The 18153-nt window shown below is 38.4% G+C and carries 18 protein-coding genes; 1 reads left to right on the top strand and 17 read right to left on the bottom strand.

Going from position 1 to position 18153, the window contains the following annotated elements; translation table 11 throughout:
- Positions 1 to 6: 6 nt before the first annotated feature.
- From MKX14_RS12400 to MKX14_RS12320, 17 genes are all read right to left on the bottom strand, one after another.
- The gene (locus MKX14_RS12400) at positions 7 to 951 is read right to left on the bottom strand and encodes a cysteine synthase family protein (protein ID WP_046813613.1); all 945 of its coding nucleotides are present in this window, start codon (positions 949 to 951) and stop codon (positions 7 to 9) included.
- A gap of 255 nt (positions 952 to 1206) precedes the next feature.
- Positions 1207 to 2427, bottom strand: coding sequence for a chloride channel protein (locus MKX14_RS12395; RefSeq protein WP_046813612.1), 1221 nt, complete (start codon positions 2425 to 2427; stop codon positions 1207 to 1209).
- A 213-nt stretch (positions 2428 to 2640) separates the two neighbouring features.
- Positions 2641 to 3453, bottom strand: a complete 813-nt coding sequence (locus MKX14_RS12390; RefSeq protein ID WP_046813611.1) for an SDR family oxidoreductase — start codon at positions 3451 to 3453, stop codon at positions 2641 to 2643.
- A 49-nt stretch (positions 3454 to 3502) separates the two neighbouring features.
- A complete protein-coding gene (locus MKX14_RS12385; RefSeq protein WP_228156154.1) occupies positions 3503 to 4378 on the bottom strand; it encodes a TauD/TfdA family dioxygenase in 876 nt (291 codons plus the stop codon).
- A 53-nt stretch (positions 4379 to 4431) separates the two neighbouring features.
- Positions 4432 to 5967: an AMP-binding protein gene (locus tag MKX14_RS12380; protein WP_240282569.1), complete on the bottom strand. Its 1536-nt coding sequence runs from the start codon at positions 5965 to 5967 to the stop codon at positions 4432 to 4434.
- Positions 5968 to 5980: 13 nt separating this feature from the next.
- Positions 5981 to 6685, bottom strand: coding sequence for a thermostable hemolysin (locus MKX14_RS12375; RefSeq protein WP_240282568.1), 705 nt, complete (start codon positions 6683 to 6685; stop codon positions 5981 to 5983).
- Between the two features lie 354 nt (positions 6686 to 7039).
- Complete coding sequence (gene bccA / locus MKX14_RS12370; protein ID WP_240282567.1) at positions 7040 to 8758, bottom strand: acetyl/propionyl/methylcrotonyl-CoA carboxylase subunit alpha; 1719 nt, start codon at positions 8756 to 8758, stop codon at positions 7040 to 7042.
- Entirely contained in the window at positions 8755 to 10341 is a 1587-nt protein-coding gene (gene ybgK / locus MKX14_RS12365; RefSeq protein WP_240282566.1) for an urea amidolyase family protein, read from the bottom strand. Before ybgK ends, bccA begins: the two co-directional genes overlap by 4 nt.
- Positions 10342 to 10373: 32 nt before the next feature.
- Complete coding sequence (locus MKX14_RS12360; protein ID WP_240282565.1) at positions 10374 to 11189, bottom strand: putative hydro-lyase; 816 nt, start codon at positions 11187 to 11189, stop codon at positions 10374 to 10376.
- Between the two features lie 2 nt (positions 11190 to 11191).
- The gene (locus MKX14_RS12355; protein ID WP_068528112.1) at positions 11192 to 11956 is read right to left on the bottom strand and encodes a LamB/YcsF family protein; all 765 of its coding nucleotides are present in this window, start codon (positions 11954 to 11956) and stop codon (positions 11192 to 11194) included.
- Between the two features lie 34 nt (positions 11957 to 11990).
- Positions 11991 to 13244: an NRAMP family divalent metal transporter gene (gene ycsG / locus MKX14_RS12350; protein ID WP_014206320.1), complete on the bottom strand. Its 1254-nt coding sequence runs from the start codon at positions 13242 to 13244 to the stop codon at positions 11991 to 11993.
- 344 nt (positions 13245 to 13588) lie between these two features.
- Positions 13589 to 14500, bottom strand: a complete 912-nt coding sequence (gene mumR, locus MKX14_RS12345) for a LysR family transcriptional regulator MumR (protein ID WP_014206319.1) — start codon at positions 14498 to 14500, stop codon at positions 13589 to 13591.
- A 92-nt stretch (positions 14501 to 14592) separates the two neighbouring features.
- Complete coding sequence (locus tag MKX14_RS12340; protein WP_017403061.1) at positions 14593 to 14772, bottom strand: zf-HC2 domain-containing protein; 180 nt, start codon at positions 14770 to 14772, stop codon at positions 14593 to 14595.
- Positions 14766 to 15386 carry an RNA polymerase factor sigma-70 gene (locus MKX14_RS12335; protein ID WP_005070082.1) on the bottom strand — a complete coding sequence of 207 codons (621 nt, stop codon included), beginning with the start codon at positions 15384 to 15386 and terminating at the stop codon, positions 14766 to 14768. Before MKX14_RS12335 ends, MKX14_RS12340 begins: the two co-directional genes overlap by 7 nt.
- A 2-nt stretch (positions 15387 to 15388) precedes the next feature.
- Positions 15389 to 16144 (bottom strand): HvfC family RiPP maturation protein, encoded by a 756-nt coding sequence (locus MKX14_RS12330; protein ID WP_240282564.1) that lies wholly within the window; start codon positions 16142 to 16144, stop codon positions 15389 to 15391.
- Positions 16095 to 16958: an HvfB family MNIO-type RiPP peptide maturase gene (locus MKX14_RS12325; protein ID WP_240282563.1), complete on the bottom strand. Its 864-nt coding sequence runs from the start codon at positions 16956 to 16958 to the stop codon at positions 16095 to 16097. Before MKX14_RS12325 ends, MKX14_RS12330 begins: the two co-directional genes overlap by 50 nt.
- A 69-nt stretch (positions 16959 to 17027) precedes the next feature.
- A complete protein-coding gene (locus MKX14_RS12320; protein ID WP_108008342.1) occupies positions 17028 to 17336 on the bottom strand; it encodes an HvfA family oxazolone/thioamide-modified RiPP metallophore in 309 nt (102 codons plus the stop codon).
- Positions 17337 to 17500: 164 nt separating this feature from the next.
- Here MKX14_RS12320 and MKX14_RS12315 point away from each other — a divergent pair, with 164 nt between their 5' ends.
- Entirely contained in the window at positions 17501 to 18103 is a 603-nt protein-coding gene (locus MKX14_RS12315; protein WP_240282562.1) for an HvfX family Cu-binding RiPP maturation protein, read from the top strand.
- Positions 18104 to 18153 lie beyond the last annotated feature (50 nt).

The following is an 18153-nucleotide window of genomic DNA, read 5'->3' as shown; positions in this document are numbered from 1 at the left end:
CCTTAATTATTTTTCATCTTGATATTCAGGGTATACACCATCCCATCTACTTTTATATTTCCACGCATTATCAAAAAACAAAGTAACTATTGTTTTATTATTTATATTATCCATCAATGATTCACAAACTAATAAATTTGCTCCACAAGTTGGACCTATACCAATTTGATCACTTTCTATAAAGCTTTTCATTCTATTCCAAGCTTCATGACCATTAACTGTTGTAATAGCATCAATAACATCGAGACTAGTATTTGCTGATAATATACCAGCACCTAATCCCATTAAGTTATGTGGAGAATGCGTAAATTTTAAACCATTTTTCATCGCATATATTGGAGCAGACTTATCAACTTCTATGCCAATAGTTTTTATATTAGGAAAATTCTCTTTTAATCTTTCTGCGATACCAGAAAAAGTTCCTCCTGTTCCAATTGAACAAACAAAATAATCTGGAGTAATTTTCAACTCCTTTAATTGATGAGTTATTTCATCACCACATTTATGCCATGCATTTTTATTTAATAGACTTGAAGCTTGATCAAGGAAATATGTATTTCTATTCAATTCAACATATTTTCGCGCAGCTTCAACACTCCCATTTAAAAACTTTTCTTTATCAGTAAATATAATTTCTGCACCGAAATTATTGATTTGATCAATCCGTTCTTGCGTCATTCCCTCAGGCATACATATAACGACTTTATAGCCCTTTTCTCGTCCAATCCATGCTAATGCAGCCCCACCATTGCCCGTAGAACAATCGACTAAAGTCATCCCTGGTTTTATGAGTTTTTCCTTTTCTAATGACTCAATAATATGAAGAAATGTTCTATCTTTATGGCTACCTGTAGGATTACTCAATTCAAATTTTGAAAAGATTTGATTCCCATTCTTAGATAAAGAAGTCAACTGTTTAAGCTCAGTGTTTCCAATTTTGTTTAAATTCATTTTTAGCTCTTTTTAACATTTGTTAAATTCTACTGATTGTTTTTTAAGGTTTTATAAACAATATTTATAAAAATAGATAATTGTTTCAAAACTGATCAAATACTAGATAAAAAATACAGACCTGTCTATATATTTTTATAAAATATAAAGATATAAGACATAAAGATAAGTTTAGATTTAAAATCTATTATTAAACAAATAATTAAAATATATGAAGTTTTATTAATTAGATTTCAACATATCTAAGAATTTTTACTAATCCATCAACTTTTTACGGCGATACAACCCACAATTCCCAGAAAATAACGCAGCCAATAAACAAGTAATAATGGCGTAAGTCGCAACATTCATTCCAAATAGCTCAACAGCTAAAATAATAGATGTTAACGGTGCCTTACTCGCCCCCGAAAACAAACTGACTAATCCTAAGCCAGCAAGCAATGAAAGTGGCAGATTTAAAACTGCGCCTAAGGCATTACCTAATGTCGCACCTACATAAAACAACGGCGTAATTTCACCACCTTTAAAGCCTGAACCTAAAGTGATGGCTGTAAAAATAGTCTTGTTAAAAAAGTCGTAAAACTGAATCGGTACATAAAAAGATGAAATGATTTTATCTGTACCCAAACCGTTATATTGCTGATGCGCAGTGAACAAAGTAAGTAGCATAATGACAATACCGCCCACCATGGTTCTTAAAGGCAAATAGCGAATATATTTATAAAAAACGTCACTCGCAAAATGGATGGCTGCAATAAAGAAACGTGCGACTAGACCGAAGATTAGACCTGCCACAATTAAGTTCATGAGCGTGCCAAAATGAATGGCTGGAAACTCATCAATGACGTAAAAAATATGCGGATGAACAATATCAAATAGCTCAGGGATAGCCGATGCAATCAGCGCCGATACAAAACATGGAAAAATAGCTGAATATCTTAAATTGCCTAAAGCAGTAATTTCTAACCCATAGATTGCACCCGCCAGAGGCAAACCAAACACCCCCGCAAAGCCCGCGCCAATACTGGCGATTAAGCAAATTTTTCGGTTATCTTCAGAGATTTTTAGAATATGGCTTAAGTGGTCAATTAGAGCCCCTGAAAGTTGAACTGCTGGCGCCTCACGCCCTGCCGAACCACCAAATAACTGCGTTAAAATTGAAGTAATAAAAATGATGGGGCTCATTCGTTTTGGAATGAACGACTTGGGTTGGTGAATTTCATCAATCAGTAAATGGGTTCCCCGCTCAATCGGTGAACCATATTTTTTAATGAGATAACCAATACCAAAACCAACAAAAGGCAAAAAGTAGATGAACCAGTGATGCAAACTTCTGACTTTATTGGAAATATCAAAAGCAACAAAAATTAAAGTCGATGCCAGCCCTGCGACGACTCCAATCACGATTGATATGACGAGCCAATAGACACTGTATTTTAGAATTTGATCATATTCAGATGAAGGTAGAATTTTCATTCGCTTTCTTCAATTCGCCTTTGAGTGAGTGCCAAATTCTCAAATTATTTTTTATGCCGCCAGCTCATTAAGTGAGAAATGCTTAAACTGGGCTAAAAATTAAAGCTCGCATAAGCGAGCTTTCAATACAGTGATCAATATTCATATCACTTAACTGTGATAAATATCTCACAATTAGGGTTAGTTTTCAAGCTGAAAATGGTTAACAAAAGCTTATCCCAACTGTCCACTTCTTTTCGCAAAGCTCTTAATTTCACCAATATCTTTGTGAATACTTTTACTCACAACATCCGGTAAAACCTGATTCACTTTAACAAAAATTTTCTCAGGATATCCAACTTGATAATAAGCTTTGTCAGACTTAAGAAATTGATATAACTCCTCAGCAACAACCTCAGGGCTATCCATTTTCACACCAAGCTTCTGATTCATTTCTACCACACAACTATTATTCATAGGTGTGTCTGTTGCTCTAGGAGAAAAATATCTGAATTTTAAGGATGTGTCACTATATTCACGAGCAAGCGCTTCCGTCGCACCCTTTAAAGCAAATTTACTAGCACAGTAACTGACATAACCGGGATAGCCTATACTGCCAAATGTCGATCCCACGTTAATAATTTGAGCAGGCCCAGATTTCAACATGAGAGGAATAATATCTTGAATGAGCTGTAATGGTTGGATCACATTAACTTGCATCATTTTTTCTATTAATTCAGGAGACTGATCTTTAAATAAAGAAAAATGATTTATTCCAGCATTGTAAATAAAATATTGAATAGGTGTATTTAGTGTGGTCAGATTTTTCACCAGATTTTGTCTACTTTCTGCAATACTCACATCGCATGAAATAAACTCTAAATGCACATTTTGATAGTCTTGAGCCAGTTGTTGATGTAGAGATTTCAACGTCTCTTCATTTCTACCAACTAAAACAACATTTATCTGGTTTTTACACAAAATATTTGCAATCGCCTGACCTATTCCACCTGTTGCACCGAATAATATAGCGGTTGGTTGAGTCATGGTCTTTTCCTTTTCGAATTTAATTAATTTGGATAAATTTATGAATCATTTAAAAGTTCTGGAGACCAAGCCCCATACTGATACACAGCTTTCGTTGTTCAAGAGGAACAAGAATTTCCCTTCGACCATGCATAAAGCGTTTATTATCTAAAATAAGTACGTCACCATCTTGCCATGCTACCTCATGCGTATGCTGTTCACATAACTCAGCAAGCTCACTGCGTAGCTGATCAGAAATTAATTCACCATCCGCAAAGCAATAACGTGGGGTTTCGTAGTTATATGAAGGACCTAAAACTGCATTAGCAAAAGCAGGCTTACCACTTAAATTGTCGTGTCGGATCATGTTCATTTGTAGATGATATTGAACACCTTCATTTTCGGCGGGTGTAATACTCTGACCGGGAATCAATTCAATAAAACGCTTTAAATCATCCCATGTCACTGTTACAGAGTCTTTAATACCAAAAGCATTGGCTACATATTTTTGCCAAATATTTTTAGGTAGGTAACGACTTATGGTCATAGGTTGACTAAATTTTTTCTTTAATGTTTCTGACAAATTTTCCCAGATTGCATAGCCATCACAAATCGTCGTTTGTGAACCCTTGGTTGCACTGACTTCACTATAAAAAGCAATAACATCTGGAGGAAGCGGTGTTGTTCCATTTTCGATATGCAACCCAATTGCCTGAGTTCCCGAATCAACTTTTTGTGATTGCTGCGTAACATTTTCACGCGCTGGATCGTAAGTCAAACGTTGGCAAAGAGAAGTCATCAACTCACTAAATTTATTTACATCGAAGCCTTCATTTCTAATTAAGACATAGCCTTGAGCACGCAAAGTATCTCGAATATTTTTAAGACTCGGTAAATTATCAATATCATTTTTCATAACTTCTACACTATCAGTAAGACCTATCATTTTTCATTTCCCATAAATAATTTGACAATTTTTCAATCTGTTTACCGAGGTATTCAGTCATTAGAAGTAATTGATAAGTTCCTTATTTGAAATGAGTAATCATCAGGGAATAAAAAGGCATTAAATTGCTGTTTGATTTCATTTCTTCGCAACTTCCCATTATCGGTTAACATATTATTTTCTAAGGAAAATGGTTCTGTTGATCGGCACCAATGTTTGATATGAGCGTAGTCAGGCAATCTTGTATTTGCCTTTTCAATCGCTTGCTCTATTTCATCGTCATGAATAAAATCTTTTGCATAGACTACCGCAGCTAAGTACGGTTGAGCTTCACCAAAGATTGCAATTTGATTAATCTCTGGTTCATTTAGACTATTTGACTCAACCCATTCAGGTGAAATATTTCGCCCGAAGCTACTGACAATAATTTGCTTTATTCTTCCTGTAATAAACAAATATCCATCGTCATCAATAAATCCTGCATCACCCGTATGAATTAAATTATCAACAATCGATTCATTCAAATAACCTTGCATGGCATTACCGCGAACCAACACTTCACCTTGTTCACTAATATGTACATCTACATGTGGAAGTGGTTGACCCACACTTCCTATTTTGCGAGCTTCAGGAACATTCAAGCTAACCACAGATGCACATTCAGAAAGTCCATATCCTTCATAAACAGGCAAGTTAAATTGCTGACCTTGAATTAATAAATCAGGAGCAACTTTTCCACCCCCTACGGCAATAAATTTCAAGCTTACCAGCTCAGCACTGCCAGTTATCCGGACATATTCAACAATCGCTTTTAGCATCTGAGGTAATAAAATTACGCTTTGTATTTGATAGTGATTTACTGTTGCAGCAAACTTTTCCACATCAAATTCGTGATTTGAAACCAAGCCAAATTTATTTACCTCACCTACAACAATTGAACGTCCCATCTTTAATGCAACATAAATCCCTGCGATATTCTCTAGCAGTGTTGCAAATGGAATTAAGCACAAATGCCTTTGAAGCTGACTTGATCGCAAAGCATTACTTAAGGATTCTGTTATAGATGAAATGGTATCTTTAGCTAAACAAACTCCTTTAGGCGAACCAGTACTGCCAGAAGTGTACGTAATTTTGGCGGGTACAATTTCACTTAATTTTTCTGTAGTATTTGAAAGCTGAATAAACTGTCCAGAAATAATTTTAGAATCAATTTCCTTTAGCTGGCCAATTTGATCATAAGTGTTATTAAGAAATTTAATAATTAATGGGTTTTGCTTTTCGGATGTAAAAATAAAATTAATTTGGCTATCTTCAATCAGATGTTCAATCTGATTTTGAGTAAAGAAAAGTGGTATAGGTACAACTGTAATATTTGCTAATGTTGCAGCAAGATCTACCAGAACCCATTCAATACTATTCTCAGCATATATACCTAATTTATGAATATTTAATTCAGTTAACTCTGTTTGTAGGGCTATAATAAATTTATATAGTTCGGCATAATTAACTACCTTTTCTTCAGTCACTATGGCTTCAGATAGTGGTTTATTTTCAGAATAATAATGAATTGCATTAAATAAATTTTTCATTTTATTTACTCGATTAGCCGCATTGTTTTAATAGCTTAGAATTAGTAAAGCTATAATTCTGCTTAGTAACTAAAAATGCCTGAGGCACATGGATAGCTAATACTTGCGGTTTTTGCTCAAAATAGCTGCCCCACTGTTCGCCTTCATCCTGCAAAGCAAGCGGATCCGCTTTTTCTAAAACATGAAAAATTAGACCCATTTGTTTAAGTGCATACCTCACCGCAATTGTTCCTGTACAAACTGCCCATTCAACTTTATGAATTGAGAAATAAAATACGAGAAAAGCAATGATTAATTTGGCATTTTTTATATCTATTGCTGCTAGATTGCCAATTTCAAAAACCTTTTCTCTATTTACTTGATAACCGACACTTTGCTCTATTGCTTTATGTACCGGTATAGATAAGTATTGTTCCAAGAAAGCAATATGGTCTTTTAAGCTTTCAATACCGATAGCGACTTTTACATCATTATTAGACTTTCCGGAAAATAAGGTTGATAAATAACTAGATAATTCAGCTTGATGAGTTTTCTTAAAACTATTGTTAATAAATGATTCTAAGAAAAATCGTTCGGGATTAACTTTATTTACCTGAATAAAGTCAGATGTTTTATTTTCAACAATTTGATAGAAAAAAATATTTTCTTTTCTAGGCAAAAAAGTATAATGACCACTTCTAGGAAGAAATAAATTATTTCCAATAAAACTAGATGACATTGCTTATCTCATAAACAATAAATATTTATCCTTAAAACTAATAAGCTATTCTTAATTATTTCTTAATTTTATAAATTAAAAAATATAAACAACAATTTCAAATACTTAACTATTTTAATATTTTTTTAGAATATTGAAATCTGTCATAAAAATGAAACAAAACTAGATTACTAAAAATATAGTTTGATAAATAAAAATTTAGATAAAACTGTTAAAATTATTAATAATAATTATCACTAACGATTCAATATTCAGTAAATATTTTAATTCTAATTTAAATGATTTCATCAAGGCTTTATGTAATTTGACCCAATTAAGCTAATGCTTAAGTGAGCCAAATCATTTATTCAAAACTTAATTAATACTCGCAATCACAGTTTCTGCATGGCAGGTCGCGCCCTTCTCTGCGCCAATCTGAATAACACCACTGCGATGTGCCAGTACCTGCACTTCCATTTTCATGGCTTCCATAATGGCAACCACTTGGCCTTCGGTGACTTGCTCACCATTTTCGACTTTCCAAGCGCTAATCACACCATTAATTGGGGCAAGTAAATGCTCGGCACTTACTTCTGGCTCGGCAGTTTGTGCTTGAGCTGCGGTTGCTGGGCCTTGTGCAAACATACCCGCAGGTAAACCTAAACGATGTAACTTGCCATCAATTTCAATGTAGCTAAGCAGCATTGGTTGTTGATGGTTTGGAATGCCGCGTTTAGTCGGTTTCAACTCTTGTTTAAAGTCATTTTCGATCCAACGCGTGTGTACGTTAAACTCATCTGTAAAGTCAGGCTCATTAAGTACCGCACGGTGAAAGTCTAAAACAGAAGCCACACCTTCAATTTTAAATTGCTTTAAAGCACGTTTAGCGCGAGCAATTGCAACTTCACGGGTTGGACCAGTCACAATTAGTTTTGCCATAAGTGAGTCAAAGTGACTCGACACCAATGACCCAGTGCGAACACCTGTGTCGACTCGTACACCATGACCAAACGGCGCTTCAAATAAACTCAACACACCAAAGGCTGGAATAAAACCACGTGCTGGGTCTTCGGCATTGATACGAAACTCAATGGCATGGCCTTGCGCTTTCGGTGTTTCTTTAATAGAAAGCTCATGGCCCTGTGCCACGCGAATTTGCTCAACCACCAAATCAACTTTTGAGGTTTCTTCAGTCACTGGGTGCTCAACTTGCAAACGTGTGTTTACTTCTAAAAAGGAAAGCTTGCCGTCACGGCTCAGTAAATATTCAACTGTTCCCGCACCCACATAGTTTGCGGCCTGACAAATGTTTTTTGCCGAGATTAAAATTTGCTGATAAATCGCATCGCTAATAAATGGCGCGGGCGCTTCTTCGACTAACTTTTGGTTACGACGTTGCAATGAACAATCACGTGTACCAAGTACCACAATGTTGCCATGTTGGTCGGCTATGACTTGTGCCTCTACATGGCGCGGTTTATCAAGATATTGCTCGACAAAACATTCACCACGACCAAAAGCAGCTTTTGCCTCTCGCACTGCCGACTCATAAAGCTCTTTGACTTCTTCGAGTTTCCACGCAACTTTTAAGCCACGGCCACCGCCCCCAAATGCAGCTTTAATGGCAATTGGTAAACCATATTGTTTGGCAAACTCTAAAGCTTCATCTGCATTATTGAGTGGATCTTGCGTACCCTGAACCAAAGGCGCACCAACGGAAGCTGCAATTTTACGTGCTTCGATTTTATCGCCTAGTTTTTCAATGGCACTTGGTGATGGCCCTACCCATTTTAAGCCCGCATCAATCACGGCTTGGGCAAATTCAGCACGTTCAGATAAAAAGCCATAACCCGGATGCACCATGGTCACTTTCGATTTCTTTGCAACTTCGATAATGGCTGGAATATTTAGGTAAGTCTCGCTAGCAGTCGCACCAGCCAAACCCCATGCTTCATCTGCAAGTTCGACATGCATGCTGCCAATATCGTCATCTGCATATAACGCGACTGATGAAATTCTCATATCACGGCAAGCATGAATAATACGAACGGCAATTTCACCACGGTTAGCAATCAATAATTTTTCTGTATTCATCTTTCATTCTCAAAATCTGTAAATTCGGCAATTTTTCTAAATTTGATGCGGCAACCTGCCGGAATCTGTGCCACCAAATCCCAATGGTGTTTAGCAACAGAGGCAATGACCGGATATCCGCCCGTTAAAGGGTGATCATTCATAAACAAAACAGGCTGACCACTCGGTGGAATCTGCAAAGCACCAATGCATGTGCCTTCACTTTCCAGTTCATGGGTAATTTTGCGAGATAAAGGTTGTTCACCTGAAAGTCTTAGCCCAACTCGGTTGCTTTCATTGGTCACGAGCCATTCTTGCTGACATAGCAGTTCAATACTGTCTTGTTCGAACCAGTCGGTACGTGGGCCCATCACAATATCTAGCTCAACGACTTCACCAGCTCGCGGTAAGTCACTTTTGCCCACTTCATTTACGCTAATATTGGCTGCCTTTACCTGCCCTTGGTAAATGGTATCTCCAAGCTTTAAAGGCTCTGGACCTAACACTGCCAAGCTGTCAAACGAGGCACTACCCAGTACTGGTTCAACCTCTATACCGCCGCGAACTGCTAAATAGTTTCTTAAGCCTGCTGTTGGTGGTTGAATTTGAAATTCATCGCCTTCATCCAAATCAATCGGTTGATAGCTTGCAAAGTCTGCGGTTTGACCATCCGCAAATTTCACACGAATGTTTGAGATGGCCCCAGCCACCGCAATAACACCTGCATGTTGCATCTTTGCTTTTAAGCCACCATTTAAAACTTCAATGACAGGTGTATCGGTTGGATTACCGACAATACGGTTAGCACTGTGCATGGCAGATAAGTCCATTGCACCCGCTACACCAACACCAATATTGGTCTGGTTTAAGCGCCCTTCATCTTGAATAAGCATTTGTAAACTTGGTGCAGTGATCTTAAACAGTGGCACAGATTGTTTCGGCTCAACCGTACGCGTGATTTGCTGCGGTACAGTCACAGTCGTTGGGCGATGTGTAACATCTTCAAAATGAACGGTCATGCCCGGTAACAGTAATGCAGGATTTTTACGCTCTAAATCCCACATTTTTTCTGATGTAGTACCAATCAGCTGCCAACCACCCGGACTGTCTTTTGGGTAAATACCAGAGTATTTTCCAGCCAAGCCCAAAGAACCTGACGGTATTTTTTTACGCGGAACCGTTAAGCGCGGAATATCAGTAAAAGGCTTATCGGGACTGCTCATATACGCAAAACCCGGTGCAAAACCAATAAAAGCCACATTCCATACGCTTTGGTGATGTTTTCTAATCACATCGGCAACAGATAAACCTTGCGACTCGGCAACCTGCGCAAGGTCTTCACCATCGTAACGAATCGGCACAAGCACTTCTTGGCCGCTACGCTCAAATCCAGAATCAATTTTGAGACTCTGAATTAAAGCAACCAGCGTTTTAAAGTTGGTTTCGATCTCATTAAAGAAAACCAAAATTGTTTTTGCAGCAGGGACTAAGTCTTTAATTCCATTCAATTGCGTATTTTGCAATTTATTGTACAACGCCAATGTTTCTTCTAGGCTTGCAAGCTCAATTAGAAAACAATCGGCGTTTACCGATAAAAAACGCATTTGTTTATCCTTTTAATTCTTCTTTAGTCCAATTAACCCATCCAAGCACGGTCAGGAATGTCGGTAATAAACATGTGACCCGGTGCATGACTAATCGCAAAAGGAATTTTCGAGTTCATGACGGCAGCTTGCGGTGTTACGCCACAGGCCCAAAACACTGGAATTTCACCCGCTTCAATACGAGAAGCATCGCCAAAGTCTGGCTTATTTACATCCAAAATTCCTAAGCTTTCAGGGTGCCCAATATGTACAGGTGCACCATGCACGCTTGGCATACGTGCTGTAATTTTTACCGCTTCACTAATTTGATGCGATGGAATTGGTCGCATGGAAACCACCATATTTCCTGAAATACGGCCTGCTGGTTCACACTTGATATTGCTCAAATACATCGGCACATTGGTGTCGTCATGAATATGACGAACTTCAATGCCCGCTTCTTGCAAAGCTGTTTCAAACGAAAAACTACAGCCAATTAAGAATGTCACCAAATCAGGATGCGCGTTATAAATCTCTCTTGCATCGGTCACTTCATCGACCATTTCGCCATCTTTCCAAATGCGATAACGTGGGAAGTCAGTGCGGATATCTGAGTCTGCTGCAAGCTTAGTTGCATAGATGCCTTCTTCGAGCACATCAAGCACAGGGCAGCTTTGCGGATTACGGTGTGCATAGAGCAAAAAGTCATATGCCCACTCTTTTGGCACCGAAATCATGTTGACCTGCGTCATGCCCGCGGCCATGCCTGCTGTCGGTTTATCAAAACCTGCACGGATTTTTAAACGCGCATCTAACGCAGCTTCAAGCTGAGCTGGGTCGACTTTAATATCCTTATACATGGTGCTCATCCTTATGCTTTGTTTACAAATGGGCGGATTTCAATATTATTTTTTACAAGCTCGGCTTTAATGGCTGCCGACATCTCTAGCGCACCATCGGTATCACCATGTAAGCAAATGGTGTCGGCTTGAATTGGGGTAAATACGCCGTCAATTGACTCAACTCCACCATTTTTAAGCATAGACACCACACGGCTCGCAACAAATGCCGAGTCATGTAAAACCGCACCTTCTAGACGGCGGGACACTAATGAGCCATCACTGTTATACGCACGGTCTGCAAATGCTTCTGATACAACTTTTAAACCAGCCGCACGTGCTTGCTCGACTAAGTTCGACCCAGCCAAAGCCACTAAAACCAGTTCAGGGTTATACATTTTAATGGCATCAATCACGGCTGCTGCTTGAGATTGGTCATGGGCAATGGTGTTGTAGAGCGCGCCATGTGGTTTAACGTATTGCACTTTTGAGCCTGCCACTTTAGCCAAACCATCGAGTGCAGAAATTTGGTAAAGCACATCGGCAATCAATTCGTCACGTGACAAATCCATATTACGCCGGCCAAAGCCCACAAGGTCTGGATAAGACACATGGGCCCCAATAGTCACACCAAGCTCAACGGCTTTACGAACCGTTTTTAAAATGCCGAGTGGGTCGCCAGCATGAAAGCCACAAGCAATATTGGCACTGGTCACGACAGGTAAAATCTGGTCATCATTACCCATTTTCCATGAGCCAAAGCTCTCACCCAAATCACTATTTAAATCTACAAACATGGCATTATTCCTTTATCACTTCACGCAGTCTGGCTTAAAGCTTGGTCAAATAGTTAAATACAGTCGTAAATGACATGTAGCCCATCCACCACGTTAACAGACATGTTAATCCACCCAAAATAAGCAACCATTTTGGATAGTTATAATTACCCATCAAATCTTTACGGCACGCGGCAACATACACAAAAATTGTAAGGCCAATTGGCAACACCAATCCGTTAAAACCACCTACGAAAATGAGTAGGCCTGCCGGAGTTGCACCCAATAACACATAAAGCAATAAAGCCAATGCGATAAAGGTAATGGTCGTATAGTTGGTTTGTTTTGGTGTTAAGTTCTTTTTAAACGCAGTAAAGAATGACACTGAAGTATATGCTGCGCCAATGGTGCTACTAATCCCTGCTGCCCAGAAAATTAAACCAAATAATTTAAAACCAAATGTACCCGCTGCATATTGGAATGCTTGAGCTGCCGGATTGGCGTCATGGCTGGCTAAATCAATGGTTGCACCGCTCACCACCACACCTAAAAAAGCCAAGAACAACACATAGCGCATGATGCCGACCACAACAATGCCCTTGGTCGCAGCTTTAGCAACTTCATCAATATTTTCAGGGCCAACAGCGCCTTTATCGAGTAAACGGTGTGCACCCGCATAACAGATATAGCCACCAACCGTACCGCCAACAATGGTGGTAATAATGGCAAAGTCGATCTGATCTGGAGCAAAGGTTTGATGTACAGCTTGCCCAACTGGAGGCATCACAATGACAGCAACGATAATAATCAGGAGGATTTTAAGTAATCCCAATACGATCATGCTTTTATCCATTGCAAGCGTTGCTTTTCTAGAGGCAAAAATCAAAATGGCTAATGCACCACTTAAAATACCACCCCACTTTGTGTCGAGGCCAAAAAGCGCATTTAAACCTAAAGCTGCACCGGCAATGTTACCGACACTAAAGAAAAACCCGCCCAAAATCACCAAAAACGCCAGTAAATAACCACTACCCGGCAATGCTTTATTGGCAATATCAGATGCACGCATTTGAGTAAGTGTCACCACACGCCAAATGTTTTGTTGAACCACATAATCAATCAGAATGGAAACTAAAATGGCAAAGCCAAATGCCGCGCCTAACTTGACTGTAAATACAGCAGTTTGGGTTAAAAATCCGGGCCCCATTGCAGAGGTCGCCATCATAAAGATCGAGGCCACAATGGCCCATTGGCGATCTGATAAAAAAGAAGATTTCAGTAAAGACATATTAATGCGTTCCTCATCCATTTGAGCTTAACAACGCTATTTTCAAGTTGAACCAAGAACACCATTTTTCGTCCCAAACGATATTCTTTAATCCTTTAAAATGACAAAGATTCCCTGTTCCCCAATTAACACAATCGGTGATCAAATCTTGTGTCTAAAATAAAAACATAGCTAATCCCTACGGACAATAAGACTTTTTACATAAAATTAAAAATTCAAATATTTGATTTTTAATGATTTATTAGTTATTAAAAAATCAGGATAAGCTTTACTTATTGAAGTTAATAAGCTGCTTTTATGGTTTTACATACAAAACAGCTTTTTTAAATAAGAAAAAATCGGGATAAAAGACACACAAAAACAGCTTATTTTTTAATTTGCTCATTGAGTCTTTTCATAGCGCATTCAGAGACCTTAACCGCAACTTCGGTTAATTTCTCTTTTAAGGCAACATCGTTTCCTTGAATGTAGATCGAGGTGAAATGAAACGTCTTTAACTGAATAGGCGTATTTAATATTTCTAGTCGTCCATCAGTAATTTCTTTTAACGCCGTTAAGGTCGGCACCACAGCAATACCTAAGCCCTGCTCGGCTAAACGCAACAGCGTTGCCAATGAATAACTGGTAATTGAAAGTGGTTCATCAATCCCTTGCTCTTTCATTCGTGCTTTCAATTCTTTATAGGGATAGGTAATTTTTGGATAAGTTAAAATGGTATGTGACATTAAAGTTTTAAAAGACATTTGAGCAACTCCACCTTTAAACGACGGTGAAGCCAAGAAACTTAGTTCAAAGTCACACAAGGCTTGTTCAATACACTCAAAAGCTAAAGTTGGCCCGAGTAAAAAAGCCATGTCTAAGTCACCTGTCCGAACGCCCTCTTGTAAGTTAGGCGTAAGGTCTACCACAATTTCTACTGAAATTTTTGGGAACTCTTGCTGAACCTTTTCGATATATTCAACGAGCCACGTATAAACAATAGTTTCGGAAACGCCTAAACGAATGGTGCCAGTCAGGTGTTGATTTTCAGTCAGCTCTGCAACCAGATCGGTCTCTAGTCGCATAAATTTTTCGGCGTATTTAAATAAAGTTAAGCCTTTATGAGTCGGTTTAAGCTGCCGATAACTTCGATCTAAAACTTTAAAGCCTAATTCATTTTCAAGAGATGTGATTTTTTGAGAGACCGCAGGCTGGGTGGTTTGTAATTTAGTCGCGGCCTTATTGAAGCTCTTTAAAGTCACAACCCAATAAAATGCTTCAAGATTCTTTAAATTCACGTTTCATCCTGTCTTAAAAAAACTCCTTTACTTTTATAGTATGGGAGTTGTTAGCGTAATTAGGCTAGCAATAAATAAATTTTTAAATAAAATTAGCTATCTAAATTTTTAAATGCTTTAGAAAGCTGACTAATTGTTTTGATCTGTTTTGAATAACGGCGGCATGAGCGGCAAGCCAATAAATGCAGTTGTAAACCACTTTGCTCACGTAATAACAATGGTCTATCTTGCTTTTCAGACAACAGTTGAGTGGCTTGTCGACATGTCAGCATGAACAATCCTCCTTCAATAACCATTTATTTTCTAAACATTCACGTAGTCGGGTACGACTCCGATACATCAACACATTAAAGTTTGAGATAGACAATTCCAACTTGCTACAGATTTCGTTGGAGCTCAGCTCTATCACCTCTCTCATCATAAAAACTTGAGCATATTTGGCAGGTAAATGATTTAAACAAGCTTCAAAAATTATCCAGAAATCTGCCTGTTCCATCATTTCTTCAGGGCTTTGCCATGCTTGAGGCGCTTCATATTTATGCCAATGTCCGGAAGCATCAAACAATGCATCAATACTCAGTTCACTTTCCTCATCTTTAAATAATTCTGTCATTGCGACCAAACGCGATTTTTGCCGAATCACATCAATAATTTTATTTTTTAAAATCGCGAATACCCACGTTTTGAATGCAGCCCGCCCTTTAAATGAATCTAAATGCTGGAAAGCACTCGTTAATGCTTCTTGCACCACATCTTCAGCTTGAGGAAGAGAAGAAAGCTGTAAAAAAGCAAATTTTATCATTTGCTGCCTTAAGTCTTGTAAAAAGGCTGGATTATGCAGCTGATCTTCTATTTCTTCATGATCTGATGCCACGGCTGAAGTCATCCTTATACCTCTTTAAAATCATGGGGAACTTGAATTAATCGCATTCGAGTTAACAGTGCTTTTAGTTCTTGAATCTGCAGATAAATATCATGTTCAGACAAATCAGTGAGTACAGATTGAATCAGTGTATGAATATCTTGGTCAGTTAACTTTACATTTTGAGTCAACTGTTCAATCACCATAGCAAACAAAGGCGAAAGCTGTTCAATACATACTTTGTCTTGTTCATCTCGCCAGACCATAATTGCTCCAGGCATAGGCTCGGCCTGTTCTGGAGTCATTAAAGTTGTCCACCTATAAACGGGATATTGATAAACCAATACCCATACTTTCGTGGTTAACTGCCAATCACAGTTTTCCTGTAAGACTACTTGTTCAATTTCAACAGTATCTAAATACAACTCAAGCCATTCAAACTGCAACAACTCAGCCAACCAAGGGTATTCTTGCAATATCGGGTGCTGCTGATCTTTCAAATATTCTCTAAACTCAAGAGAAATATCATTATACAAAGGTGAGCGGCACTGGGCTTTTTGAAAGAATTCCGTGAGTAATTGTTGCCATTTTAACTCTGGCAACATCGCACGAGCCACGGGATAAACTAAATCAATAAATGAACAGACATTATTAAAAAGTAAGTCTCGATAAATATGCATTCGTTCGGCAGGAAGAGCTTGAGGTAATTCCAAATCAGGATCACGAATCCAGTCACAAAACTGTTGTTGCATGGTTTGGAAGGATATTTGATTTTCCTTCATAGCCACTCTCCTGTTGTTGAATTATTTTAATTTTGGCTAGCTCCTCTTCTAGCTCTCGCCATGAGGGAATATTAAAGTCGCGTTCAAGTAAAGTTGCTTTCACACCACACACTTGATAGGTATATCTCAATAGTTCCCATACGCGATCACAAACTTCTGCGCCATGCGTATCAATTAATAAATTTTTCTGAACTTGTTCATGTCCAGCAATATGTAAATAACGGATTCTTTCTTTTGGCATGTCCCGAATAAATGCAAATGCATCACTGCCATGATTAATACTGTTGACATAGACATTATTTACATCCAGAAGCAAATCACAGTCTGCATATTGAAGGACTTCACGTATAAATTCCGCTTCACTCATTTCAGCATTAGGCATTAAATAAGTAGAAACATTCTCTATGACTAATCGTCTTCCTAAAATATCTTGAACACATAAAATACGTTCAGCGACATATTTAACAGCCGCTTCGGTCATGGGGATTGGCAACAAATCATATAGATAGCCCCCATCATTTGTATAACTTAAATGTTCAGAATAAATAGAGACATCATATTGTTCTAAAAAGCTTTTTATTTTTCCGATAAATTCAAGATTGAGTGGATGAGGACCGCCAATAGACAATGACAAGCCGTGACAAATTAATGGAGCTTTTTCAACACACTGTGCGAGTAATTTCGCGTGTCGTCCACCAAAACCTAGCCAGTTTTCAGGAGCAACTTCGATAAAATCGGGACATGTTTTTGCATCTAAAAACGAATCTATAAAATCACGCCTTAAACCCAGCCCTACGCCTGACAAATCCATCATGGTGATTTCTCCTTTTAGAAACGATGCCGACACTTACCAGAAGGTCGACATCATCCATGATCAGATTGTTTACTTAGCGCCGCACTTACCGTCAGCGACTTTTTTATCTGCACCGCACTTGCCGTCCGCTGCTTTTTTAGTTGCTCCACATTTACCATCAGCTGCTTTTTTATCTGCACCACATTTTGCTTCGGCAGACTTTTCGTGGTTTTTCATTTTGCTAGCACCGCATTTTGCTTCACCGCATTTTCCATCTGCTGCTTTGGTTGCATGTGCTTCGGTTGTTGTATGGGGTGCTGCCACTGCCACTTGTGTAGCGCCAGCAACTGAAAGTGCTAATAATGCCGCCACTGAAGTCATTGAGTTGAGTTTGTTCATTTTAGTATTCCTTTAAAGATAAATTCTCGATTTGTACATTTGTACGTATAGTTAGACGGACCAAATCCTTTTTTATTACACCGTAAATAAAAAATTTTTTTATGTAAGAAATACAGTTTTTATCCGACTAATTAATATTCAATCGCATCGGATGTGAAATTATCATGAAGAATTTTATTTATGGCTTATCTCAATATTATCAAAAACTGGGTAAAACTCTACAACATGCGGACGGCATCGCAGCTCTGGCTCTTCGATTATATTTAGTTCCTATATTTTGGATGGCAGGCACAAATAAATTAATGCACTTTAATGATATTGTAGAATGGTTTGGCAACTCAGATGGAGGTTTAGGACTTCCCTTTCCGTATTTAATGGCCCTGCTTGCAACAACAACTGAACTCGCGGGGGCAATACTATTAACATTTGGCCTTTTTACTCGCTTAATTAGTATTCCACTCATGATTACCATGTCGGTTGCTATATTTACGGTCCATCTACCGAACGGATGGCAAGCGATTGCTGATCCAAATGCACCCTTTGCAAACATGCAGGTCTTGGCCTCGGCTGAAAAGTTAGAGAAAGCTCGTGAAATATTACAAACCTACGGCAATTATGACTGGCTCACGTCTAGTGGTTCGTTTGTAGTTTTAAATAATGGAATTGAGTTTGCCGCTACGTATTTAGTCATGCTACTCGCACTGCTTGTTCTTGGAGGCGGCCGTTATTTCAGTTTAGATTATTGGATTCAAAAGAAGCTGCTCTAATTACTCATTACGCCAACAATCCTACTGACAGCCATATAGAACATCTTTTT

The organism is Acinetobacter pittii, from assembly GCF_022449185.1.
Classification (GTDB): Bacteria; Pseudomonadota; Gammaproteobacteria; order Pseudomonadales; family Moraxellaceae; genus Acinetobacter; species Acinetobacter pittii_I.
This window is presented reverse-complemented; position numbering and strand designations above follow the sequence as displayed.

What these genes read in the sequence shown, in the direction of transcription:
- MKX14_RS12335 (WP_005070082.1), bottom strand. Translation starts at nt 15,386, where the DNA reads ATGACTTCAGCCGTGGCATCAGATCATGAAGAAATAGAAGATCAGCTG.
- MKX14_RS12375 (WP_240282568.1), bottom strand. Translation starts at nt 6,685, where the DNA reads ATGTCATCTAGTTTTATTGGAAATAATTTATTTCTTCCTAGAAGTGGT.
- MKX14_RS12390 (WP_046813611.1), bottom strand. Translation starts at nt 3,453, where the DNA reads ATGACTCAACCAACCGCTATATTATTCGGTGCAACAGGTGGAATAGGT.
- ybgK (WP_240282566.1), bottom strand. Translation starts at nt 10,341, where the DNA reads ATGCGTTTTTTATCGGTAAACGCCGATTGTTTTCTAATTGAGCTTGCA.
- bccA (WP_240282567.1), bottom strand. Translation starts at nt 8,758, where the DNA reads ATGAATACAGAAAAATTATTGATTGCTAACCGTGGTGAAATTGCCGTT.
- MKX14_RS12355 (WP_068528112.1), bottom strand. Translation starts at nt 11,956, where the DNA reads ATGTTTGTAGATTTAAATAGTGATTTGGGTGAGAGCTTTGGCTCATGG.
- MKX14_RS12360 (WP_240282565.1), bottom strand. Translation starts at nt 11,189, where the DNA reads ATGAGCACCATGTATAAGGATATTAAAGTCGACCCAGCTCAGCTTGAA.
- MKX14_RS12330 (WP_240282564.1), bottom strand. Translation starts at nt 16,144, where the DNA reads ATGAAGGAAAATCAAATATCCTTCCAAACCATGCAACAACAGTTTTGT.
- MKX14_RS12320 (WP_108008342.1), bottom strand. Translation starts at nt 17,336, where the DNA reads ATGAACAAACTCAACTCAATGACTTCAGTGGCGGCATTATTAGCACTT.
- MKX14_RS12315 (WP_240282562.1), top strand. Translation starts at nt 17,501, where the DNA reads ATGAAGAATTTTATTTATGGCTTATCTCAATATTATCAAAAACTGGGT.
- MKX14_RS12385 (WP_228156154.1), bottom strand. Translation starts at nt 4,378, where the DNA reads ATGATAGGTCTTACTGATAGTGTAGAAGTTATGAAAAATGATATTGAT.
- MKX14_RS12340 (WP_017403061.1), bottom strand. Translation starts at nt 14,772, where the DNA reads ATGCTGACATGTCGACAAGCCACTCAACTGTTGTCTGAAAAGCAAGAT.
- MKX14_RS12395 (WP_046813612.1), bottom strand. Translation starts at nt 2,427, where the DNA reads ATGAAAATTCTACCTTCATCTGAATATGATCAAATTCTAAAATACAGT.
- ycsG (WP_014206320.1), bottom strand. Translation starts at nt 13,244, where the DNA reads ATGGATGAGGAACGCATTAATATGTCTTTACTGAAATCTTCTTTTTTA.
- MKX14_RS12325 (WP_240282563.1), bottom strand. Translation starts at nt 16,958, where the DNA reads ATGATGGATTTGTCAGGCGTAGGGCTGGGTTTAAGGCGTGATTTTATA.
- MKX14_RS12400 (WP_046813613.1), bottom strand. Translation starts at nt 951, where the DNA reads ATGAATTTAAACAAAATTGGAAACACTGAGCTTAAACAGTTGACTTCT.
- MKX14_RS12380 (WP_240282569.1), bottom strand. Translation starts at nt 5,967, where the DNA reads ATGAAAAATTTATTTAATGCAATTCATTATTATTCTGAAAATAAACCA.